The sequence below is a fragment of the Mesoterricola sp. MK458 genome (assembly GCF_055384935.1).
Map to the genome: position 1 here is coordinate 836,092 of NZ_AP045075.1, position 22,288 is coordinate 858,379.

Below are 22,288 nucleotides of genomic sequence, written 5' to 3' on the forward strand. Positions count from 1 at the left end.
CGTCAACCCCGGAACGAACCATGGCCCTGGAACCCGACCCTATCCTCATGACTGCAACCGAAACGAGCAGGATGCCCGTGGACAGTCATGACACCGAATTCTTCAAAGCCCTCGGCGCCCGCATCGCGAGCGCTCGCAAAGCTCAGAACCTGACCCAGCAGCAGCTAGCAGATCTGATCGGCATTGCCCAGCAGACCCTCGCCCACTATGAAAGCGGGGACCGTTGCTTTCCGGCGTCCATGCTTCCCAGGTTGGCCGATAAGCTGAACGCCACCGTGGACGAGCTCCTGGGACAGTCCTTGAAGCCGGGCAAACGTGGCCCCGCACCGAGGCTGCAGAAACAGTTCGAGCGCATCAGTCAACTGCCTCGCACCAAACAGCAGGTCCTCATGGAAATGCTGGATGGACTCCTGGCCCAGACGGCCCACTGAATCGCCCGGGCCGCTCCAGGTTTTCTCTTTAGCAGCTAAAAGGAAAAGCCGCCCTCCGGGACCTCTGGGGGTTGGGGGGCTGTTTTTGGTACGTACTGAGATCTTCGCGTCGCTGGCCGAAACCGCTCCTGCTGCGGGGTTCGGCTCGGATCCCTCCCTCTCTTGCAGCCCTTTACGGGGCTCCTCCCCGTTTCGTTCCTGCTGCGTCCGTCCCGGCCCATCACCCCCCGCTCTCAGGGGTGATGGGCTGGGCGCGAGCGTCGCGCCGCCTCTGGGCGGTCCTGGGAGGGCGGGGTGGGTCGGCGCCCTCCACGGGCGACCTCGCTGCCAGGGGCGTGCTGCAGCGCAGCGGAGGCGCGGCCCTGGCGAGGTCGAGCCGGACGGCGCGATCGAGCATCAGGCAAGGGCCACAATTGCCCAACCCCCTCAACCTGATGGACGCCCAACGAAGCCAAAGAGCCCTGCGCGGCGGGAGACATAGCGAACCGTTATGTCTAGGCAGGCGGCGGGAGTTTTATGAAGCGCTCGGCAGCGCAGCTGACGAGGGGTTCACCAAAACCATTTTCGATAATGATCATTATCGAAAATGCGACGACTGCCGACCGACGCGCAGGGCGGCCATGGATGATGGACGGGCGAACTGGGGGGACCGTTGGGCCCTCAACGCTGCCGCCGTCCGAGGCCGCCGCTTTCCCTCTGCACGATCGAATGGGACGAGCTTGATCACGGGCGCCCCGCTGCAGAGGGCGTGCTGGAGCGCCGCGCAGCGGTGCGCAGGCGCGGCCTTTGCCCGGGGCGAGCCGGACGGCGCCTGCGGTGGGGTGGGTCGGGGGAAAAAGGAGAAGACCAAACCATCACTGGATCTGTTACGAAAACTCGGCTATCGTTACTTTGCGCTGGTTTTCACTATGTATATCAAACAAAATCCAGACTTCAGTCCGGCCAGTGAACACCAAACACTATTAACTCTTTCCACTGGCGTTGGAGAAGCTAAATCCGAAAATTTGTTGAAATAATCAATCAACTCAATTTTTGATTTCTCACCCATCCCTGGAATGCCTGTCGTGTCCAAATCGCGCGCCCATTGCTGCAGTCCCACCCAAGGGGTCGAGGCGCTTACTTGTCGAATGTAAATACCTTCTCGAAAGTTGAGAATAACCGTAAACAAGCTATCCATCGCGACTATTTCCCTCCTCGACCATGCGTTTCCCCAGTGTCCTCCATCTTCCTTCGGAGATGCTTGATTTCGCGTTCCAAATCGCGAAGGTTTTGCCTGCCTTCCTTGGACAAATCGTTAGCCTTTTTTGCCTTAGTAAGTTCCGCCTGCTTTGCATCAAGCTTTTCCTTGGCGGCATTTCTTGCATCAGGATTACTGTGCTTTTCATTCTTACCGCTCTTATGTCCATATTGGTCGCCGCGCCCTCCACTCATCGCTGCCACGGCAGGACTTGGGATAGCCAATGGGGTAGTCGCTGGAACTACAGGAGCGAGCGGGACGACGACACCCTCCGGAGTTACAGGAGCAAGGCCAGGACTAGCAGGTGTAGGTACTTGAACTGGGATAGGAACAATTAACGTCATCTCGTTGATGTTCCTCGCTGCTGCCATGAACTCCGGGTCGTTTTGCAGCTCATGGGCACTACTAACCCATGCATTCGCAACAACTTTAGCTCCTGCTTTAATTCCCGACCAAATTGCCGATGCCGCGTAAGCCAGATCGCCACCAGAGGGCCCTGCAGAAGGGAACCCATCCTCCATGCCATCCGGATCGATTCTCATGGCTGGGTTGTTCTGGCAATAGGAGTAGATGTTCCAACCCTGCGTGTCCTCGAAATGCACATCCCTCTTAGGATCCGGGCTTGCGAACCTCCCATACATGGGCAGATAGAACCGCGCCTGCATGTGGGAACCCCACCGCGCTTTCCGGCTGAAACCCGCACTTCCCCTTGGTGCACCGTGTTATTTCAAAGATCTCCTGCCAGGGTAGCACCTGACACCCCCCGACGCACACTCCGGCCACTTAAGGGAAGGCGGCTAAAGGAGGAGGCAGTTAGGCGGGCTTCATCACCAGTCGGCCGCCGTTCTCATCCCGCTTCTGCAATGCTTCATGGAGTCGGTGCATCTCCATTGCAATCTCGGGGATCAAGTGAACCTCACCAAGCAGTTGGAATTCCCCCGTATCCACGTAATAGCCTCGCATCAGGTGATGGGGTAGATCGTCTCCACCGGGTTTTGGGCCAAAGTATTCCGGAAAGACAATGCCGACGATCCCATCTGCCAGATACTTATCCAGGCGTTCATCGAAATGTTCCATGGCATCCCGAAGGCCGCGTGACTTCAGGGGATTTTCATCTTTGATGCCAAACGCCTCTCGGAGCTGCATCCCTCGCGCGTGGTGTTCCTTCCTGATGGGCCAGAAATACTTGGATATCGCGCCTGCATGCAGAATTAAGTTCTGGAGCTGGTTCAGGACATCGAATGTATCAATGCCTTCATAGGGAGTATCAGCCTCGGTTTCATTCTGGTGCTTCATCACCGTACCGATGATCTCCAACGACTCCATGGCCGCCTTTGTGTTGAACAGCATGCTTTGAATGTAAAAGGCCTCGCATGGAGGCCAAATTGGACCGAATTGTTTCGACATGCTCGCCTCGCCCTTCCCCTCATTCTAGGCGGCCTACCCCTCGCCCGTCAGGGCCTCCAGGTCATGGCTCCCGGCCTCCGGCATCCTCCCTGGATGGGTGGCCGTGTGGATGGCCTTCAGCGCCCGGATGCTCACCTTCGTGTAGATCTGCGTCGTCTCCAGGCTGGCGTGGCCCAGCATGGCCTGGATGTAGCGTGTATCCGCGCCGTTCTCCAGCATCAGCGTGGCCATGGTGTGCCGGAACAGGTGGCAGGCTCCCTCTTTGCCGATGCCCGACTTGATCACGAGGTTCCGCGTCAGGGTGGTCAGATGGAACGGCTTGAGCGGGTTGCCCAGGGCATTGAGGAACAGCGTCCCGTCATCCTGCAGCCCGACCAGCTCGGGCCGTGCCCGGTCCCGGTAGGCTGCGATCCAGGCCAGGGCTCGCTCCCCGATGGGAATCATCCGGTCCTTCCCGCCCTTGCCCTCGCGGATCATGAGGGTCCCGCGCTCCCGGTCCACGTCGGTCAGGACCAGCCGGGTCAGCTCCGTGCGCCGGATCCCCGTGGAATAGAAGGTCTCCAGGATGGCCCGGTCCCGCAGGCCGATGGGGGTCTCCACGTCCGGCACGGCCAGCACGGCCTCGGCCTCTGAGGCCGAGAGGATGGCCTTGGGGAGCCGGCGCACCACCTTGGGCAGTTCCAGTTCCGCCGCCGGGCTGTAGAGCAGGTGCCCCTGCTTCACCAGCCAGCTGAACCAGTTCCGCAGGGGGATGAGCAGGAACTGCTGGCTCCGGGCCGTCAGTGGCTCCCCGTTCCGCTTGCGGTGGTGGAACAGGGATGCCTGGAACCGCTCCACCAGGGCCCGGTCCACCTGGCCGGGCCGAAGGACGCTCCGTTCCTGGCACCACCGGATGAACCGCCGCAGTGCGGCTTTGCTGGAGGCCACCGAATGCGGCGACTGGCCCTGGATCCCCATGTGCGTCAGGTAGCGCTCCAGGTGGTTGACGAGGCCGTCCGGATCCTCCGCGCCCGCCAGGGGCGGCAGCACCGGCCTGCGCCCGCCTCGACCCGCGCGCCCCTTCAATGGCCACCGCCATTCGCGTACGACAGGACCGGCACATGGATCCCTGGACGTGCGTTTTCGCGGCGGGAGCCGGGGAATCCATTCGGATGCCCGTCATTGCTGGGATCCTCGGCTCTGACCGCACCCCGACCAGGCCCCGACTGGACCCCGACCGGAGCCCGACCGCACCCCGACCGCATGAGCTCCGGACCCCGACCGCACTGGGTCGTATCCAGATCCTGGACCTCGATCAGGCCCAGGAGCCTGGCTCGGCCTTCGGCATCCTCGCCGGCGTAGAGCAGTTCGTAGCGGAACGGCTGCTTGTGCCCAGCCGTGTGGGGCAGGAGCAGTTCCAGCTCCACCAGCCGCGCCAGGTGGAGCTTCATCTGCGTGTCGCCCCAGCCGGTGGCCTCCCGCGCCTGTCGGCGAGTGAACTGGAATTCCGCCTGGGTGACGTTCTCCCGCTGGCAGGCCTCGCGCACCCAGCCGTGGAGCAGCGTGAGCAGCTTGCGGGTCTGGGGCAGCAGCTCGTCCACGGTCCGGGAAAAGACCTCCTGGGCGAGCTCGTTGGCCAGGGCGATGTCGGAGGGCTGGACCTCGAGGTAGCGCAGGCCGCCGTGGGTCTTAACCTCGCGCTGGAACTGGTGCAGGAGGGCGATGCTCCGGATCAGGGTCAGGTACTTCACGTGATCCCGCCGGCTCCGGGTCTGATCGTCCCGGAAGCTCAGCTGGTGGGCGTAGGGATTCACCACCGCCAGGGGCCGCAGCAGCCGCTGGGCGTTCCGGTGCAGCTTCAGCAGGTCCTCCCGCCGCGTCTTTGCCAGCAGGCCCTCCAGGGTCTCACGGCTGCGCTGCAGGGCGTGGATGGCCCGGGTCTGCTCCCGGCTCTCGTTCACCGTCAGCACCAGGCAGCGGTTCAGCAGTTCCTCGTCCAGGTCGATGGCGGTGGTCGTGAGGAACAGCATCACCGGCCCCTCCACTGTGTAGTCGTGGGTGGTGAGCATCCCCGTCGCCGGATCCTTGCCGGTGGAGGCCATGGTGACGCGGCCTTCGGACTGGAGGATCTTGAGGGCATAGGCGGCTTGCCTCGCGCCCTCCTCCTCGGCGATGGCCAGGATCTTGTGCTGCAGGCCCTTGTCGCCCAGGTAGAACACGCTCTGGCCCGACATGGCCGAATAGCGCACCACCTCCTCCTCCGGCACCAGGTCCAGCACGGCGTCCATGAGGCTGGACTTGCCCGCGGCCGAGGCCGACTGGATCAGCAGCGCCAGGGGCCGGTCCAGGAGCCTCGAGACGGCCGCGAGGTAGCCGGTGAGCTTGTTGGATTCCTCCCCGACCACGCCCAGCGCCTCGAAGTCGCGCAGGATCCGTTCCATCAGGTCCGGCGAACGCAGCAGCTCCAGGGCCTCGGCGTGCTCGGCCTCGGACAGCGTCGGCCGGGCCTCTTTGGCCTTCAGCGCCGCGGCCAGCTGTTCGGCCTGGAGCGCCTCCACCGTGCGCAGCACCTGGCCCAGGTCCCGTTTCAGGGCCTCCTCCCCCTCTCCCAGTTCCAGCCCGGCTTGGCGGATGAAAGCGGTGCGCGCCTTTGCCTGGTACAGGTCCAGGGTGTCCACGTGGAAGGGGCTGGCGCTCCTACTGACCATCAGGTTCACCTTCAGCGTCTCCGGGTTCAGCGGCTTGTCCCAGCCCCGGACCCGGTAGTGGCGCCCCTCCAGGGTCAGGTGGAGGTCCTTGCCGTCCAGGTTCCAGGGTTGGCCCTCCCCGGGAACCGGCACCGCGGGGATCGGCTCGGGAACGGGCGCTGCGGGCGGTCCGGAGAGGGCCACCGGAGGCTCCTGGGCCTCGCCTTCGCCCAGGCCTTGCGCGCTGCGGATCACCAGGCCCAGGCTCTTGGCGGCGGGCTGGACCTTGAGGGCGTAGGCGTTGGCGTCCATCCCCTTCGGGAACTGGATCCGGGCGCAGGCGATGCCCTGCGCCCGCAGCTTCACGGCCAGCTTCGCCGCAGCGCGGTCGCCGGCCTCGTCCCGGTCGAAGGCGATCAGCACCCGCTCCACGCCGTGCTTCTTGAAGGTCTCCAGGTGGTCCGGGGTGAACCCCTCCACGCCATAGGCCGTTGTCACGTTGCGAAAACCGTTCACCCAGAAGGTCAACGCGTCGATCAGGGCTTCGCAGAGGATGAGCTCCTTGCTGTCCTTCAGGGCCTGGATGTTCCAAACGCCCTGGTGCGGGCCTGGCAGGTAGAGGTGCTTGGGCGTGCCCTTGCGCAGGTCGTCGCGGGTCTTGCGGCCATAGAGTTCAGTGACGGCGCCGGTCTCGTCCAGGACCGGGATGACCAGGCTGCCGTTGAAATGCTCGTGGCCCGACTCCCGGATCAGGCCCAGCCGCGTCAGCCGGTCCCGGATCTCCGCGCCGGCCTTGAGTTGCTTGCCCGGGAGCCCCAGGCCCAGGGTCCGGTTCGCGTAGCCCAGCTTGAACCGTTCGATGGCCTCGGGGTCGGCGAGGCCCCGGGACTTCAGGTAGTCCAGGGCCTCGGGGGTGGTCTTCAGGGTCTCGTGGTAGTAGTCCACCACCTGGCCTAGGAGGGCCTGGTCGTCGGCGTCGAACGCCACGGGGGGCGGCAGCCGCCGCGTCGAACTTGGCTTTTCCGGAACTGTATCTTCCGCTCGCAGCTGCGCCACCGCCTCGCGGAAGCCGAGGTTCTGGAGCTTCATCACCCAGTCGATGGGGCCGCCCGCGGCGCCGCAGCCGAAACAATGGAACAGATTCTTGCCCGGCGTCACCACCAGCGAGGCCTCACCGTCGGCGTGGAACGGGCACCGGCCCAGACGGTCCTTGCCGTTCTTGGTCAGCTCGATCCCCGCCGCCTCCACCAGCCGCTCTACGGAAACCTCGGCCTTCAGGCGCTCCAATTCGGAATCAGGAATACGGGCCATGAAATCCTCCGTCCGCTAAAAACCTGTCAAGTAGGTTTTTGCAAAATCATCTCGCTTGCAGGTTACTCCGGACAGGGGTAACGTCAACCCCGGAACGAACCATGGCCCTGGAACCCGACCCTATCCTCATGACTGCAACCGAAACGAGCAGGATGCCCGTGGACAGTCATGACACCGAATTCTTCAAAGCCCTCGGCGCCCGCATCGCGAGCGCTCGCAAAGCTCAGAACCTGACCCAGCAGCAGCTAGCAGATCTGATCGGCATTGCCCAGCAGACCCTCGCCCACTATGAAAGCGGGGACCGTTGCTTTCCGGCGTCCATGCTTCCCAGGTTGGCCGATAAGCTGAACGCCACCGTGGACGAGCTCCTGGGACAGTCCTTGAAGCCGGGCAAACGTGGCCCCGCACCGAGGCTGCAGAAACAGTTCGAGCGCATCAGTCAACTGCCTCGCACCAAACAGCAGGTCCTCATGGAAATGCTGGATGGACTCCTGGCCCAGACGGCCCACTGAATCGCCCGGGCCGCTCCAGGTTTTCTCTTTAGCAGCTAAAAGGAAAAGCCGCCCTCCGGGACCTCTGGGGGTTGGGGGGCTGTTTTTGGTACGTACTGAGATCTTCGCGTCGCTGGCCGAAACCGCTCCTGCTGCGGGGTTCGGCTCGGATCCCTCCCTCTCTTGCAGCCCTTTACGGGGCTCCTCCCCGTTTCGTTCCTGCTGCGTCCGTCCCGGCCCATCACCCCCCGCTCTCAGGGGTGATGGGCTGGGCGCGAGCGTCGCGCCGCCTCTGGGCGGTCCTGGGAGGGCGGGGTGGGTCGGCGCCCTCCACGGGCGACCTCGCTGCCAGGGGCGTGCTGCAGCGCAGCGGAGGCGCGGCCCTGGCGAGGTCGAGCCGGACGGCGCGATCGAGCATCAGGCAAGGGCCACAATTGCCCAACCCCCTCAACCTGATGGACGCCCAACGAAGCCAAAGAGCCCTGCGCGGCGGGAGACATAGCGAACCGTTATGTCTAGGCAGGCGGCGGGAGTTTTATGAAGCGCTCGGCAGCGCAGCTGACGAGGGGTTCACCAAAACCATTTTCGATAATGATCATTATCGAAAATGCGACGACTGCCGACCGACGCGCAGGGCGGCCATGGATGATGGACGGGCGAACTGGGGGGACCGTTGGGCCCTCAACGCTGCCGCCGTCCGAGGCCGCCGCTTTCCCTCTGCACGATCGAATGGGACGAGCTTGATCACGGGCGCCCCGCTGCAGAGGGCGTGCTGGAGCGCCGCGCAGCGGTGCGCAGGCGCGGCCTTTGCCCGGGGCGAGCCGGACGGCGCCTGCGGTGGGGTGGGTCGGGGGAAAAAGGAGAAGACCAAACCATCACTGGATCTGTTACGAAAACTCGGCTATCGTTACTTTGCGCTGGTTTTCACTATGTATATCAAACAAAATCCAGACTTCAGTCCGGCCAGTGAACACCAAACACTATTAACTCTTTCCACTGGCGTTGGAGAAGCTAAATCCGAAAATTTGTTGAAATAATCAATCAACTCAATTTTTGATTTCTCACCCATCCCTGGAATGCCTGTCGTGTCCAAATCGCGCGCCCATTGCTGCAGTCCCACCCAAGGGGTCGAGGCGCTTACTTGTCGAATGTAAATACCTTCTCGAAAGTTGAGAATAACCGTAAACAAGCTATCCATCGCGACTATTTCCCTCCTCGACCATGCGTTTCCCCAGTGTCCTCCATCTTCCTTCGGAGATGCTTGATTTCGCGTTCCAAATCGCGAAGGTTTTGCCTGCCTTCCTTGGACAAATCGTTAGCCTTTTTTGCCTTAGTAAGTTCCGCCTGCTTTGCATCAAGCTTTTCCTTGGCGGCATTTCTTGCATCAGGATTACTGTGCTTTTCATTCTTACCGCTCTTATGTCCATATTGGTCGCCGCGCCCTCCACTCATCGCTGCCACGGCAGGACTTGGGATAGCCAATGGGGTAGTCGCTGGAACTACAGGAGCGAGCGGGACGACGACACCCTCCGGAGTTACAGGAGCAAGGCCAGGACTAGCAGGTGTAGGTACTTGAACTGGGATAGGAACAATTAACGTCATCTCGTTGATGTTCCTCGCTGCTGCCATGAACTCCGGGTCGTTTTGCAGCTCATGGGCACTACTAACCCATGCATTCGCAACAACTTTAGCTCCTGCTTTAATTCCCGACCAAATTGCCGATGCCGCGTAAGCCAGATCGCCACCAGAGGGCCCTGCAGAAGGGAACCCATCCTCCATGCCATCCGGATCGATTCTCATGGCTGGGTTGTTCTGGCAATAGGAGTAGATGTTCCAACCCTGCGTGTCCTCGAAATGCACATCCCTCTTAGGATCCGGGCTTGCGAACCTCCCATACATGGGCAGATAGAACCGCGCCTGCATGTGGGAACCCCACCGCGCTTTCCGGCTGAAACCCGCACTTCCCCTTGGTGCACCGTGTTATTTCAAAGATCTCCTGCCAGGGTAGCACCTGACACCCCCCGACGCACACTCCGGCCACTTAAGGGAAGGCGGCTAAAGGAGGAGGCAGTTAGGCGGGCTTCATCACCAGTCGGCCGCCGTTCTCATCCCGCTTCTGCAATGCTTCATGGAGTCGGTGCATCTCCATTGCAATCTCGGGGATCAAGTGAACCTCACCAAGCAGTTGGAATTCCCCCGTATCCACGTAATAGCCTCGCATCAGGTGATGGGGTAGATCGTCTCCACCGGGTTTTGGGCCAAAGTATTCCGGAAAGACAATGCCGACGATCCCATCTGCCAGATACTTATCCAGGCGTTCATCGAAATGTTCCATGGCATCCCGAAGGCCGCGTGACTTCAGGGGATTTTCATCTTTGATGCCAAACGCCTCTCGGAGCTGCATCCCTCGCGCGTGGTGTTCCTTCCTGATGGGCCAGAAATACTTGGATATCGCGCCTGCATGCAGAATTAAGTTCTGGAGCTGGTTCAGGACATCGAATGTATCAATGCCTTCATAGGGAGTATCAGCCTCGGTTTCATTCTGGTGCTTCATCACCGTACCGATGATCTCCAACGACTCCATGGCCGCCTTTGTGTTGAACAGCATGCTTTGAATGTAAAAGGCCTCGCATGGAGGCCAAATTGGACCGAATTGTTTCGACATGCTCGCCTCGCCCTTCCCCTCATTCTAGGCGGCCTACCCCTCGCCCGTCAGGGCCTCCAGGTCATGGCTCCCGGCCTCCGGCATCCTCCCTGGATGGGTGGCCGTGTGGATGGCCTTCAGCGCCCGGATGCTCACCTTCGTGTAGATCTGCGTCGTCTCCAGGCTGGCGTGGCCCAGCATGGCCTGGATGTAGCGTGTATCCGCGCCGTTCTCCAGCATCAGCGTGGCCATGGTGTGCCGGAACAGGTGGCAGGCTCCCTCTTTGCCGATGCCCGACTTGATCACGAGGTTCCGCGTCAGGGTGGTCAGATGGAACGGCTTGAGCGGGTTGCCCAGGGCATTGAGGAACAGCGTCCCGTCATCCTGCAGCCCGACCAGCTCGGGCCGTGCCCGGTCCCGGTAGGCTGCGATCCAGGCCAGGGCTCGCTCCCCGATGGGAATCATCCGGTCCTTCCCGCCCTTGCCCTCGCGGATCATGAGGGTCCCGCGCTCCCGGTCCACGTCGGTCAGGACCAGCCGGGTCAGCTCCGTGCGCCGGATCCCCGTGGAATAGAAGGTCTCCAGGATGGCCCGGTCCCGCAGGCCGATGGGGGTCTCCACGTCCGGCACGGCCAGCACGGCCTCGGCCTCTGAGGCCGAGAGGATGGCCTTGGGGAGCCGGCGCACCACCTTGGGCAGTTCCAGTTCCGCCGCCGGGCTGTAGAGCAGGTGCCCCTGCTTCACCAGCCAGCTGAACCAGTTCCGCAGGGGGATGAGCAGGAACTGCTGGCTCCGGGCCGTCAGTGGCTCCCCGTTCCGCTTGCGGTGGTGGAACAGGGATGCCTGGAACCGCTCCACCAGGGCCCGGTCCACCTGGCCGGGCCGAAGGACGCTCCGTTCCTGGCACCACCGGATGAACCGCCGCAGTGCGGCTTTGCTGGAGGCCACCGAATGCGGCGACTGGCCCTGGATCCCCATGTGCGTCAGGTAGCGCTCCAGGTGGTTGACGAGGCCGTCCGGATCCTCCGCGCCCGCCAGGGGCGGCAGCACCGGCCTGCGCCCGCCTCGACCCGCGCGCCCCTTCAATGGCCACCGCCATTCGCGTACGACAGGACCGGCACATGGATCCCTGGACGTGCGTTTTCGCGGCGGGAGCCGGGGAATCCATTCGGATGCCCGTCATTGCTGGGATCCTCGGCTCTGACCGCACCCCGACCAGGCCCCGACTGGACCCCGACCGGAGCCCGACCGCACCCCGACCGCATGAGCTCCGGACCCCGACCGCACTGGGTCGTATCCAGATCCTGGACCTCGATCAGGCCCAGGAGCCTGGCTCGGCCTTCGGCATCCTCGCCGGCGTAGAGCAGTTCGTAGCGGAACGGCTGCTTGTGCCCAGCCGTGTGGGGCAGGAGCAGTTCCAGCTCCACCAGCCGCGCCAGGTGGAGCTTCATCTGCGTGTCGCCCCAGCCGGTGGCCTCCCGCGCCTGTCGGCGAGTGAACTGGAATTCCGCCTGGGTGACGTTCTCCCGCTGGCAGGCCTCGCGCACCCAGCCGTGGAGCAGCGTGAGCAGCTTGCGGGTCTGGGGCAGCAGCTCGTCCACGGTCCGGGAAAAGACCTCCTGGGCGAGCTCGTTGGCCAGGGCGATGTCGGAGGGCTGGACCTCGAGGTAGCGCAGGCCGCCGTGGGTCTTAACCTCGCGCTGGAACTGGTGCAGGAGGGCGATGCTCCGGATCAGGGTCAGGTACTTCACGTGATCCCGCCGGCTCCGGGTCTGATCGTCCCGGAAGCTCAGCTGGTGGGCGTAGGGATTCACCACCGCCAGGGGCCGCAGCAGCCGCTGGGCGTTCCGGTGCAGCTTCAGCAGGTCCTCCCGCCGCGTCTTTGCCAGCAGGCCCTCCAGGGTCTCACGGCTGCGCTGCAGGGCGTGGATGGCCCGGGTCTGCTCCCGGCTCTCGTTCACCGTCAGCACCAGGCAGCGGTTCAGCAGTTCCTCGTCCAGGTCGATGGCGGTGGTCGTGAGGAACAGCATCACCGGCCCCTCCACTGTGTAGTCGTGGGTGGTGAGCATCCCCGTCGCCGGATCCTTGCCGGTGGAGGCCATGGTGACGCGGCCTTCGGACTGGAGGATCTTGAGGGCATAGGCGGCTTGCCTCGCGCCCTCCTCCTCGGCGATGGCCAGGATCTTGTGCTGCAGGCCCTTGTCGCCCAGGTAGAACACGCTCTGGCCCGACATGGCCGAATAGCGCACCACCTCCTCCTCCGGCACCAGGTCCAGCACGGCGTCCATGAGGCTGGACTTGCCCGCGGCCGAGGCCGACTGGATCAGCAGCGCCAGGGGCCGGTCCAGGAGCCTCGAGACGGCCGCGAGGTAGCCGGTGAGCTTGTTGGATTCCTCCCCGACCACGCCCAGCGCCTCGAAGTCGCGCAGGATCCGTTCCATCAGGTCCGGCGAACGCAGCAGCTCCAGGGCCTCGGCGTGCTCGGCCTCGGACAGCGTCGGCCGGGCCTCTTTGGCCTTCAGCGCCGCGGCCAGCTGTTCGGCCTGGAGCGCCTCCACCGTGCGCAGCACCTGGCCCAGGTCCCGTTTCAGGGCCTCCTCCCCCTCTCCCAGTTCCAGCCCGGCTTGGCGGATGAAAGCGGTGCGCGCCTTTGCCTGGTACAGGTCCAGGGTGTCCACGTGGAAGGGGCTGGCGCTCCTACTGACCATCAGGTTCACCTTCAGCGTCTCCGGGTTCAGCGGCTTGTCCCAGCCCCGGACCCGGTAGTGGCGCCCCTCCAGGGTCAGGTGGAGGTCCTTGCCGTCCAGGTTCCAGGGTTGGCCCTCCCCGGGAACCGGCACCGCGGGGATCGGCTCGGGAACGGGCGCTGCGGGCGGTCCGGAGAGGGCCACCGGAGGCTCCTGGGCCTCGCCTTCGCCCAGGCCTTGCGCGCTGCGGATCACCAGGCCCAGGCTCTTGGCGGCGGGCTGGACCTTGAGGGCGTAGGCGTTGGCGTCCATCCCCTTCGGGAACTGGATCCGGGCGCAGGCGATGCCCTGCGCCCGCAGCTTCACGGCCAGCTTCGCCGCAGCGCGGTCGCCGGCCTCGTCCCGGTCGAAGGCGATCAGCACCCGCTCCACGCCGTGCTTCTTGAAGGTCTCCAGGTGGTCCGGGGTGAACCCCTCCACGCCATAGGCCGTTGTCACGTTGCGAAAACCGTTCACCCAGAAGGTCAACGCGTCGATCAGGGCTTCGCAGAGGATGAGCTCCTTGCTGTCCTTCAGGGCCTGGATGTTCCAAACGCCCTGGTGCGGGCCTGGCAGGTAGAGGTGCTTGGGCGTGCCCTTGCGCAGGTCGTCGCGGGTCTTGCGGCCATAGAGTTCAGTGACGGCGCCGGTCTCGTCCAGGACCGGGATGACCAGGCTGCCGTTGAAATGCTCGTGGCCCGACTCCCGGATCAGGCCCAGCCGCGTCAGCCGGTCCCGGATCTCCGCGCCGGCCTTGAGTTGCTTGCCCGGGAGCCCCAGGCCCAGGGTCCGGTTCGCGTAGCCCAGCTTGAACCGTTCGATGGCCTCGGGGTCGGCGAGGCCCCGGGACTTCAGGTAGTCCAGGGCCTCGGGGGTGGTCTTCAGGGTCTCGTGGTAGTAGTCCACCACCTGGCCTAGGAGGGCCTGGTCGTCGGCGTCGAACGCCACGGGGGGCGGCAGCCGCCGCGTCGAACTTGGCTTTTCCGGAACTGTATCTTCCGCTCGCAGCTGCGCCACCGCCTCGCGGAAGCCGAGGTTCTGGAGCTTCATCACCCAGTCGATGGGGCCGCCCGCGGCGCCGCAGCCGAAACAATGGAACAGATTCTTGCCCGGCGTCACCACCAGCGAGGCCTCACCGTCGGCGTGGAACGGGCACCGGCCCAGACGGTCCTTGCCGTTCTTGGTCAGCTCGATCCCCGCCGCCTCCACCAGCCGCTCTACGGAAACCTCGGCCTTCAGGCGCTCCAATTCGGAATCAGGAATACGGGCCATGAAATCCTCCGTCCGCTAAAAACCTGTCAAGTAGGTTTTTGCAAAATCATCTCGCTTGCAGGTTACTCCGGACAGGGGTAACGTCAACCCCGGAACGAACCATGGCCCTGGAACCCGACCCTATCCTCATGACTGCAACCGAAACGAGCAGGATGCCCGTGGACAGTCATGACACCGAATTCTTCAAAGCCCTCGGCGCCCGCATCGCGAGCGCTCGCAAAGCTCAGAACCTGACCCAGCAGCAGCTAGCAGATCTGATCGGCATTGCCCAGCAGACCCTCGCCCACTATGAAAGCGGGGACCGTTGCTTTCCGGCGTCCATGCTTCCCAGGTTGGCCGATAAGCTGAACGCCACCGTGGACGAGCTCCTGGGACAGTCCTTGAAGCCGGGCAAACGTGGCCCCGCACCGAGGCTGCAGAAACAGTTCGAGCGCATCAGTCAACTGCCTCGCACCAAACAGCAGGTCCTCATGGAAATGCTGGATGGACTCCTGGCCCAGACGGCCCACTGAATCGCCCGGGCCGCTCCAGGTTTTCTCTTTAGCAGCTAAAAGGAAAAGCCGCCCTCCGGGACCTCTGGGGGTTGGGGGGCTGTTTTTGGTACGTACTGAGATCTTCGCGTCGCTGGCCGAAACCGCTCCTGCTGCGGGGTTCGGCTCGGATCCCTCCCTCTCTTGCAGCCCTTTACGGGGCTCCTCCCCGTTTCGTTCCTGCTGCGTCCGTCCCGGCCCATCACCCCCCGCTCTCAGGGGTGATGGGCTGGGCGCGAGCGTCGCGCCGCCTCTGGGCGGTCCTGGGAGGGCGGGGTGGGTCGGCGCCCTCCACGGGCGACCTCGCTGCCAGGGGCGTGCTGCAGCGCAGCGGAGGCGCGGCCCTGGCGAGGTCGAGCCGGACGGCGCGATCGAGCATCAGGCAAGGGCCACAATTGCCCAACCCCCTCAACCTGATGGACGCCCAACGAAGCCAAAGAGCCCTGCGCGGCGGGAGACATAGCGAACCGTTATGTCTAGGCAGGCGGCGGGAGTTTTATGAAGCGCTCGGCAGCGCAGCTGACGAGGGGTTCACCAAAACCATTTTCGATAATGATCATTATCGAAAATGCGACGACTGCCGACCGACGCGCAGGGCGGCCATGGATGATGGACGGGCGAACTGGGGGGACCGTTGGGCCCTCAACGCTGCCGCCGTCCGAGGCCGCCGCTTTCCCTCTGCACGATCGAATGGGACGAGCTTGATCACGGGCGCCCCGCTGCAGAGGGCGTGCTGGAGCGCCGCGCAGCGGTGCGCAGGCGCGGCCTTTGCCCGGGGCGAGCCGGACGGCGCCTGCGGTGGGGTGGGTCGGGGGAAAAAGGAGAAGACCAAACCATCACTGGATCTGTTACGAAAACTCGGCTATCGTTACTTTGCGCTGGTTTTCACTATGTATATCAAACAAAATCCAGACTTCAGTCCGGCCAGTGAACACCAAACACTATTAACTCTTTCCACTGGCGTTGGAGAAGCTAAATCCGAAAATTTGTTGAAATAATCAATCAACTCAATTTTTGATTTCTCACCCATCCCTGGAATGCCTGTCGTGTCCAAATCGCGCGCCCATTGCTGCAGTCCCACCCAAGGGGTCGAGGCGCTTACTTGTCGAATGTAAATACCTTCTCGAAAGTTGAGAATAACCGTAAACAAGCTATCCATCGCGACTATTTCCCTCCTCGACCATGCGTTTCCCCAGTGTCCTCCATCTTCCTTCGGAGATGCTTGATTTCGCGTTCCAAATCGCGAAGGTTTTGCCTGCCTTCCTTGGACAAATCGTTAGCCTTTTTTGCCTTAGTAAGTTCCGCCTGCTTTGCATCAAGCTTTTCCTTGGCGGCATTTCTTGCATCAGGATTACTGTGCTTTTCATTCTTACCGCTCTTATGTCCATATTGGTCGCCGCGCCCTCCACTCATCGCTGCCACGGCAGGACTTGGGATAGCCAATGGGGTAGTCGCTGGAACTACAGGAGCGAGCGGGACGACGACACCCTCCGGAGTTACAGGAGCAAGGCCAGGACTAGCAGGTGTAGGTACTTGAACTGGGATAGGAACAATTAACGTCATCTCGTTGATGTTCCTCGCTGCTGCCATGAACTCCGGGTCGTTTTGCAGCTCATGGGCACTACTAACCCATGCATTCGCAACAACTTTAGCTCCTGCTTTAATTCCCGACCAAATTGCCGATGCCGCGTAAGCCAGATCGCCACCAGAGGGCCCTGCAGAAGGGAACCCATCCTCCATGCCATCCGGATCGATTCTCATGGCTGGGTTGTTCTGGCAATAGGAGTAGATGTTCCAACCCTGCGTGTCCTCGAAATGCACATCCCTCTTAGGATCCGGGCTTGCGAACCTCCCATACATGGGCAGATAGAACCGCGCCTGCATGTAGGTGCCCCTATGCGACTCCGGCCTTCGAGAGGGCACTTCCCCTTGTGGCACTGGGCTTTTCAATGATCTGAAACCATTGTAGCTCCGGAGACCCCCCGATGCACCTCTGGCGGCTGAAAAGCAGGCAGCTAAAGAAGGAAGCCCGGAGCGGAACGCCCCGCCCCGGGCCCCCTTCCTCGCCCTTCCGCAGCTAATCCTCACTCTCCTGCCCAGTCTCCTTGTCCTCTTCCGTCATGTCTCGCGCTCCAATGTCGAGAGCCCGGCTGAACAACTGGCTGTAGAGGTTTGCCGGGATCTCCCCCTTCTTCTTCTTGATCACCTTGTGGGGATTGAATAGGAGAACGAATTGGTAATCATGGCTTCCGGTATAGCTATCAATGAATCCCATGCTCTTAAGGGATTTCATGCGCTGCCGCCAGGTATAGACGGCTCGCTCGCCTGAGAAACCGGATTCGGACGCCAGGTCAGCGGGATTTCCGATCTCGATTACCTGCTCGTCAAAGCTCCGACACCACAGGGTGAAGTAGGTGTTCCCAGCCGAGGCGTTCTTGGTGAGCGCGTCGATGATGTTGATGATGATGGGCATGGTCCTGGGGATCGTGATCCATCCGTCCTGACGCTTGCGATGCCAGAGGTCCTCTTCGGTGATCTCCGACCAGAATTCCCCGCGTAGCTTCAGGGTCTTTGCCTGCATCTTCGAGTGCCGCGCCTTCTTCTGCTTAACGTTCATCGTATCCTCCCCCAAAGGGGGGGCTCGCGGTCAGGAGGTTGGAATTCCCGACCCCACCAGCTCGCGACGACCAGTGGTGAGCCCCACACTCAGTATCGGAATGCAAGTGCTACATATCCACGAGATACGCAATTCTATCTGACCAGCCGATGAGCGGGCAAACGCCAATTCATACCCATGAAAGGTAAACATTCCATTCGATTCGTCAATAGAGCTGCATGGATTTATTAATTCAAATCTTATAAATCCACCCGCTCGAACGTTTGGTGTCCGCAGCATGTGCTCCATCGTGCTCGCTGTTGTCCCTGTGGTCGTTTGTGCTCCTGTGCTCCTGGGTTCGGGGCAACCTCCCCCCAGCTCGATTCTGGCCAGGCGTCGTTCAGCGCCGCCAGACTGGGCCTGTCTTGGCGCAGGCGATGGCCTCCTCCAGGGTCCCGAACTTGCCCCAGACCGTGGGCCGGTCCCAGGCTCCGCCGTCCAGGCAGTAGGTGTCGAACCGTTTCCCGGAGGGCCAGGCTTCCAGCCACTTCGCCAGGTACTCGCTGCCCTCCTCGTAGGGGCACGGGTAGATGCGCACGTAGGGAACGCCCCACCACGCCCGATGACTGGGCGGCCGGTCTTCATTGCGCGTCCCGTCGAACCGCTTGGGCAGCACAGGGTTCACCGGGATTCCGTCGATGATGCGCTCGGCCCTCATTCCGGATCCTCCTGGCCGAGCTGGGCCAGCAGGTCTTGGGCGGTGGGCTCCCGCTCCGCCTCCAGCCACTTCCGGGCCGCCTCCGGCATCCTGCCGGGGTGCGTGGCCGTGTGGATGGCCTTCAGCGCCCGGATGCTGACCTTCGTGTAGATCTGCGTGGTCTCCAGGCTGGCGTGGCCGAGCATGGCCTGGATGTAGCGGGTGTCTGCGCCGTTCTCCAGCATCAGCGTGGCCATCGTGTGCCGGAACAGATGGCAGGCACCCTGTTTGCCGATGCCCGACCGCTTCACGTACAGCCCGGCCAGGATGGTCAGGTGGAACGGCTTCAGCGGCCTGCCCAGATTGTTCAGGAACAACGTGCCGTCGTCCTGGAGCCCCACCAGCTCCGGCCTCGCCCGATCCCGGTAGGCCGCGATCCACGCCAGCGCCCGCTCTCCGATGGGGATCATGCGGTCCTTCCGGCCCTTGCCCTCACGGATCATCAGCGTGCCCCGCTCCCGGTCCACGTCCTGGATCGAAAGCCGCGTCAGCTCCGTCCGCCGGATCCCTGTGGAGTAGAACGTCTCCAGGATCGCCCGGTCCCGCAGCCCCACCGCCGTGGCCACGTTGGGCACGGCCAGCACCGCCTCCGCCTCCTGCGCCGACAGAATGGCCTTGGGCAGCCTGCGCACCACCTTGGGCAGCTCCAGCTCCGCCGCAGGGCTATACGGCAGATGCCCCTGCTTCACCAGCCAACTGAACCACTGCCGCACCGGGATCAGCAGGAACTGCTGGCTCCGGGCCGTCAGGGGCTCCCCGTTGGTCTTCCGGTGATGGAACAGCTGCTGCTGGAACCGCTCCACCAGGGGCCGGTCCACCTGGCCAGGCCGCTCCACGCTCCGTTCCTGGCACCAGCGGATGAACCGGCGCAACGCGGCCTTGCTGGACGCCACCGAGTGCGGCGACTGGCCCAGCACCCCCATGTGCGTCAGATACCGCTGCATGTGGGTGGTGAGGCTGTCGGGATCGCCCACGCCGCCGATGGGCGGCAGACTCGGCTTGCGCCCCCCGACCCCCCTCATCGGGCCACCCCATTCGCATACGACAGGACGGGCACGAGGATCTCTGGAAGTGCGTTCTCGAACCTCGATTCGCGAACTCCGCTCAATGCCTCGTCAGCATTGGGTTTCTGGGGTGCGACCGCACCCCGACCACCCCCCGACCGAACCCCGACCACAGGCCGACCGCACCCCGACCGCAGGGGCTCCTCACCCCGACCGCTGGCCGTCGTAGGCAGGGAATGGAGGCTGCCCACCTCGATCAGCCCCAGGAGCCGGGCACGGCCTTCCGCATCCTCGCCCGTGTAGAGCAGCTCGTAGACGAACGACTGCTTGTGGCCACCCTTGTGGGGCAGAAGGAACTCCATCTCCGAAAGGCGGGCCAGGTGGATCTTCATCTGGGTATCGCCCCAGCCCACCGCCTCCCGCGCCTGCCTGCGCGTGAAGTGAAACTCATGCTGGGCGACGTTCTGCGCCTCACATTCCGCGGCCACCCAGGCATGGAGCAGCGTCAGCAGCTTCCGGGTCTGGGGCAGCAGCTCGTCCACGGTACGCCCCAGAACCTCCGTGGCCAGCTCGTTGGCGAGGGCGATGTCCGCCGGAATGACTTCGATGTAGCGGAGCGACTGCCCCTGGTGGACCACGGTCTTGATCTCCCGCTGGAACTGGTGGAGGAGGGCAATGGAGCGGATCAGCGTCAGATACTTCACGTGGTCCCGCCGCGAGCGGGTCTGGTCATCACGGAAGCTCAACTGATCGGCGTAGGGATTCACCACTGCCAGGGGCTGGAGCAGGCGCTGGACGTTGCGGTGCAAGGTCAGCAGCCGTTCCCGCTCCGCCTTCGCCAGCAGCCCCTCCAGGGTCTCCCGCCGCCGCTGAACGCCGTGGATGGCACGGGTCTGCTCCCGGCTCTCGTTCACCGTGAGGACCAGGCAGCGGTTCAGCAGCTCCTCGTCGAGGTCGATGGCCGTAGTGGTGAGGAACAGCATCACCGGCCCTTCCACGGTGTAGTCGTGGGTGGTCAGCATCCCGGTCAACGCGTCCTTGCCGGTACTGGCCATCGTCACCCGGCCTTCGCTCTGGAGCAGCTTCAGGGCATAGCTGGCCTGCCTCGCGCCCTCCTCCTCGGCGATGGCCAGGATCTTGTGCTGGAGGCTGCGGTCGCCCATGTAGAACAGGGACTGGCCGCTCATCGCCGAATACCGCACCAGGTCCTCCTCGGGAACCAGGTCCAGCACGGCGTCCATCAGGCTCGACTTCCCGGCGGCACTCGCCGACTGGATCATCAGGGCCAGAGGGCGATCCAGGAGCCGCGAGACGGCCGCCAGGTAGCAGGTGGTCTTGTTGGGCTCCTCGCCGACGATGCCCAGCGCCGTGAAGTCCGCGAGGATCCGGCCCAGGAGATCGGGGGTCTTCAGCAGGGCCAGGGCCTCCGCGTGGGCCTCCTCCGTGAGCGTGGGGCGGGCGGTCTTGGCGGCGAGGGCCTCGGCCAACTGCTCGGCCTGGAGCGCCTCCACCTTGCGCAGCACCTTGCCCAGGTCCAGCTTCAGGGTCTCCTCGGACGCCGGGAGTTCCAACCCGGCCTGCCGCACGAACGCCGCCCTGGCCTTGGCCTGGTAGAGATCAATGGTGTCCACGTGGAAAGGCTCGCCCCGCGTGACCATCAGGTTCACCTTCAGGGTCTCGGGGTTCAACGGCTTCTGCCAGCCGCGAACCCGGTAGACCCGGTCCTCCAGGGTGAGCAGCAGATCGGTGCCCTGAACCTCGTGGGCCAGCTCATCGGTGGCGGGTGGGGGCGGCGGCACCGGGGGAGCGGGAATGGGTGCAAGTGTAGGTGCCTGGGTGGGTGCATGGGCAGGTGCATGGGCAGGTGCCTGGGCAGGTGCCTGGGCAGGTGCCTGGGCAGGTGCCTGGACGGGTGTCTGGACGGGTGTCTGGACGGGCGACGTAGGGATGGCGGCTAAAGAAGGAAGGGGCTCCGGGAACTTCGTGGCCTCCACCTGCGCCACCACCTCTCGGACCGTTTCCCTTTTAGCGGCTTCCTTGCCTACGCCGCCCTCCGGGGCTGGGCCAGTGCCCATCCACTCCGCCGACCGGATCACCAGCCCCAGCGACTTCGCGGCGGGCTGCACTTTCAGGGCATAGGCGTTGGCGTCCAGCCCCTTGGGGAACTGGATCCGGTAGCAGGCGATCCCCTTCGCCATCAGCTTCTCCGCCAACTTCACGGACGAACGGTCCCCAGCGTCATCGCGGTCATAGGCGATCAGCACCCGCTGGGTGCCGTGCCGCTGAAAGGCGTCCAGGTGGTCCTGGGTAAACCCCTCCACCCCGTAGGCCGCCGTGACGTTGCGGTATCCGGCGCACCAGAACGTGAGGGCGTCGATCAGGGCCTCGCAAAGGATGATCTCCTTCGAGTCCTTCAGAGCGGCCACATTCCACACACCCTTGTGCGGGCCCGGGAGGTAGAGATGCAGGGGCGTCCCCTTGCGCAGGTTGTCCAGGAGCTTGCGGCCGTAGACTTCCTGCACGTTCCCGGCCTCATCCAGGATCGGAATCACCAGGCTCCCGTTGAAATGCTCGTGGCCGCTCTCGCGGTAGATGCCCACCTTCGCCAGCTGGCTCCGGATCTCGCCGCCAGCCTTCCACTGCTTGCCCGGCAGGCTCAGGCCCAGGGTGCGGTTGGCGTAGCCCAGCTTGAACTGCTCGATGGCCTCGGGATGATGGATGCCCCGGACCTTCAGGTAGTCCATGGCCTCCGGTGACTGCTTCAGGGTGTCGTGGTAGTAGCCGATCACCTGCTGCAGCAGGGCCTGGTCATCCGCATCGAACGCCACCGGGGGCGGCAACCGCCGAACGGAACTGGCCTTCACCGGAACCGCCTCCGTACCCGGCACGATGTCCGCCCGCAATTGCTCCACCGCGTGCCGGAAACTGATGCCCTGGATCTTCATGGTCCAGTCAATGGGACCGCCCGCCGCGCCGCAGCCGAAGCAGTGGAACAGGTTCTTCTCCGGCGTCACCACCAACGAGGCCTCCCCGTCCTCGTGGAACGGGCACTTGCCCAGGCGGTCCTTGCCTGACTTGGCCAACGGGATCCCAGCGGCTTCCGCTAGGCGCTCCAGGCTCACCTCTGCCTTCAAACGCTCCAGTTCGGCATCGGGGATTCGGGCCATGGTTTCCTCCTTCCGCGAAAAACCTGTCAAGTCGGTTTTTGAAAAATCA

19 protein-coding genes are annotated in these 22,288 nt (G+C 63.5%); 6 read left to right on the forward strand and 13 right to left on the reverse strand.

The window, feature by feature from the left end; translation table 11 throughout:
* The first annotated feature begins 20 nt into the window (after nucleotides 1-20).
* Nucleotides 21-431: a helix-turn-helix domain-containing protein gene (locus tag ACZ5LB_RS03625; protein WP_464604778.1), complete on the forward strand. Its 411-nt coding sequence runs from the start codon at nucleotides 21-23 to the stop codon at nucleotides 429-431.
* 719 nt (nucleotides 432-1,150) lie between these two features.
* The gene (locus ACZ5LB_RS03630; protein WP_464604779.1) at nucleotides 1,151-1,447 is read left to right on the forward strand and encodes a hypothetical protein; all 297 of its coding nucleotides are present in this window, start codon (nucleotides 1,151-1,153) and stop codon (nucleotides 1,445-1,447) included.
* A gap of 166 nt (nucleotides 1,448-1,613) precedes the next feature.
* Here ACZ5LB_RS03630 and ACZ5LB_RS03635 read toward each other — a convergent pair whose 3' ends face one another.
* From ACZ5LB_RS03635 to ACZ5LB_RS03650, 4 genes are all read right to left on the reverse strand, one after another.
* Entirely contained in the window at nucleotides 1,614-2,333 is a 720-nt protein-coding gene (locus ACZ5LB_RS03635) for an RHS repeat domain-containing protein (RefSeq protein ID WP_464604780.1), read from the reverse strand.
* Between the two features lie 148 nt (nucleotides 2,334-2,481).
* Complete coding sequence (locus ACZ5LB_RS03640) at nucleotides 2,482-3,075, reverse strand: hypothetical protein (RefSeq protein ID WP_464604775.1); 594 nt, start codon at nucleotides 3,073-3,075, stop codon at nucleotides 2,482-2,484.
* A gap of 33 nt (nucleotides 3,076-3,108) precedes the next feature.
* Nucleotides 3,109-4,140, reverse strand: a complete 1,032-nt coding sequence (gene xerC / locus ACZ5LB_RS03645) for a site-specific tyrosine recombinase XerC (protein WP_464604776.1) — start codon at nucleotides 4,138-4,140, stop codon at nucleotides 3,109-3,111.
* Nucleotides 4,137-7,052 carry a CHC2 zinc finger domain-containing protein gene (locus tag ACZ5LB_RS03650; protein ID WP_464604777.1) on the reverse strand — a complete coding sequence of 972 codons (2,916 nt, stop codon included), beginning with the start codon at nucleotides 7,050-7,052 and terminating at the stop codon, nucleotides 4,137-4,139. The genes xerC (ACZ5LB_RS03645) and ACZ5LB_RS03650 overlap by 4 nt, the downstream gene beginning before the upstream one ends.
* Nucleotides 7,053-7,153: 101 nt before the next feature.
* Here ACZ5LB_RS03650 and ACZ5LB_RS03655 point away from each other — a divergent pair, with 101 nt between their 5' ends.
* Both ACZ5LB_RS03655 and ACZ5LB_RS03660 read left to right on the forward strand, forming a co-directional pair.
* The gene (locus ACZ5LB_RS03655) at nucleotides 7,154-7,564 is read left to right on the forward strand and encodes a helix-turn-helix domain-containing protein (RefSeq protein WP_464604778.1); all 411 of its coding nucleotides are present in this window, start codon (nucleotides 7,154-7,156) and stop codon (nucleotides 7,562-7,564) included.
* Nucleotides 7,565-8,283: 719 nt separating this feature from the next.
* On the forward strand, nucleotides 8,284-8,580 hold the full coding sequence (locus ACZ5LB_RS03660) for a hypothetical protein (protein ID WP_464604779.1): 297 nt from the start codon (nucleotides 8,284-8,286) through the stop codon (nucleotides 8,578-8,580).
* 166 nt (nucleotides 8,581-8,746) lie between these two features.
* Here the strand turns inward: ACZ5LB_RS03660 and ACZ5LB_RS03665 are convergent, their stop codons facing one another.
* From ACZ5LB_RS03665 to ACZ5LB_RS03680, 4 genes are all read right to left on the reverse strand, one after another.
* Entirely contained in the window at nucleotides 8,747-9,466 is a 720-nt protein-coding gene (locus ACZ5LB_RS03665; protein WP_464604780.1) for an RHS repeat domain-containing protein, read from the reverse strand.
* Nucleotides 9,467-9,614: 148 nt separating this feature from the next.
* Nucleotides 9,615-10,208 carry a hypothetical protein gene (locus tag ACZ5LB_RS03670; protein ID WP_464604775.1) on the reverse strand — a complete coding sequence of 198 codons (594 nt, stop codon included), beginning with the start codon at nucleotides 10,206-10,208 and terminating at the stop codon, nucleotides 9,615-9,617.
* A gap of 33 nt (nucleotides 10,209-10,241) precedes the next feature.
* Nucleotides 10,242-11,273: a site-specific tyrosine recombinase XerC gene (xerC, locus tag ACZ5LB_RS03675; RefSeq protein WP_464604776.1), complete on the reverse strand. Its 1,032-nt coding sequence runs from the start codon at nucleotides 11,271-11,273 to the stop codon at nucleotides 10,242-10,244.
* Entirely contained in the window at nucleotides 11,270-14,185 is a 2,916-nt protein-coding gene (locus ACZ5LB_RS03680) for a CHC2 zinc finger domain-containing protein (protein WP_464604777.1), read from the reverse strand. The genes xerC (ACZ5LB_RS03675) and ACZ5LB_RS03680 overlap by 4 nt, the downstream gene beginning before the upstream one ends.
* Before the next feature lie 101 nt (nucleotides 14,186-14,286).
* Here ACZ5LB_RS03680 and ACZ5LB_RS03685 point away from each other — a divergent pair, with 101 nt between their 5' ends.
* Both ACZ5LB_RS03685 and ACZ5LB_RS03690 read left to right on the forward strand, forming a co-directional pair.
* On the forward strand, nucleotides 14,287-14,697 hold the full coding sequence (locus ACZ5LB_RS03685; protein WP_464604778.1) for a helix-turn-helix domain-containing protein: 411 nt from the start codon (nucleotides 14,287-14,289) through the stop codon (nucleotides 14,695-14,697).
* A gap of 719 nt (nucleotides 14,698-15,416) precedes the next feature.
* Nucleotides 15,417-15,713, forward strand: coding sequence for a hypothetical protein (locus ACZ5LB_RS03690; protein WP_464604779.1), 297 nt, complete (start codon nucleotides 15,417-15,419; stop codon nucleotides 15,711-15,713).
* Nucleotides 15,714-15,879: 166 nt separating this feature from the next.
* On the opposite strand, the gene ACZ5LB_RS03695 is transcribed toward ACZ5LB_RS03690, so the two are convergent.
* From ACZ5LB_RS03695 to ACZ5LB_RS03715, 5 genes are all read right to left on the reverse strand, one after another.
* Nucleotides 15,880-16,599: an RHS repeat domain-containing protein gene (locus ACZ5LB_RS03695; protein WP_464604780.1), complete on the reverse strand. Its 720-nt coding sequence runs from the start codon at nucleotides 16,597-16,599 to the stop codon at nucleotides 15,880-15,882.
* Between the two features lie 193 nt (nucleotides 16,600-16,792).
* Nucleotides 16,793-17,332, reverse strand: a complete 540-nt coding sequence (locus ACZ5LB_RS03700; protein ID WP_464604781.1) for a hypothetical protein — start codon at nucleotides 17,330-17,332, stop codon at nucleotides 16,793-16,795.
* Nucleotides 17,333-17,711: 379 nt separating this feature from the next.
* Complete coding sequence (locus ACZ5LB_RS03705) at nucleotides 17,712-18,029, reverse strand: hypothetical protein (RefSeq protein ID WP_464604782.1); 318 nt, start codon at nucleotides 18,027-18,029, stop codon at nucleotides 17,712-17,714.
* Nucleotides 18,026-19,090 (reverse strand): site-specific tyrosine recombinase XerC, encoded by a 1,065-nt coding sequence (xerC, locus tag ACZ5LB_RS03710; protein WP_464604783.1) that lies wholly within the window; start codon nucleotides 19,088-19,090, stop codon nucleotides 18,026-18,028. Before xerC (ACZ5LB_RS03710) ends, ACZ5LB_RS03705 begins: the two co-directional genes overlap by 4 nt.
* Nucleotides 19,087-22,239: a CHC2 zinc finger domain-containing protein gene (locus ACZ5LB_RS03715; RefSeq protein ID WP_464604784.1), complete on the reverse strand. Its 3,153-nt coding sequence runs from the start codon at nucleotides 22,237-22,239 to the stop codon at nucleotides 19,087-19,089. The genes xerC (ACZ5LB_RS03710) and ACZ5LB_RS03715 overlap by 4 nt, the downstream gene beginning before the upstream one ends.
* Nucleotides 22,240-22,288: the final 49 nt, after the last annotated feature.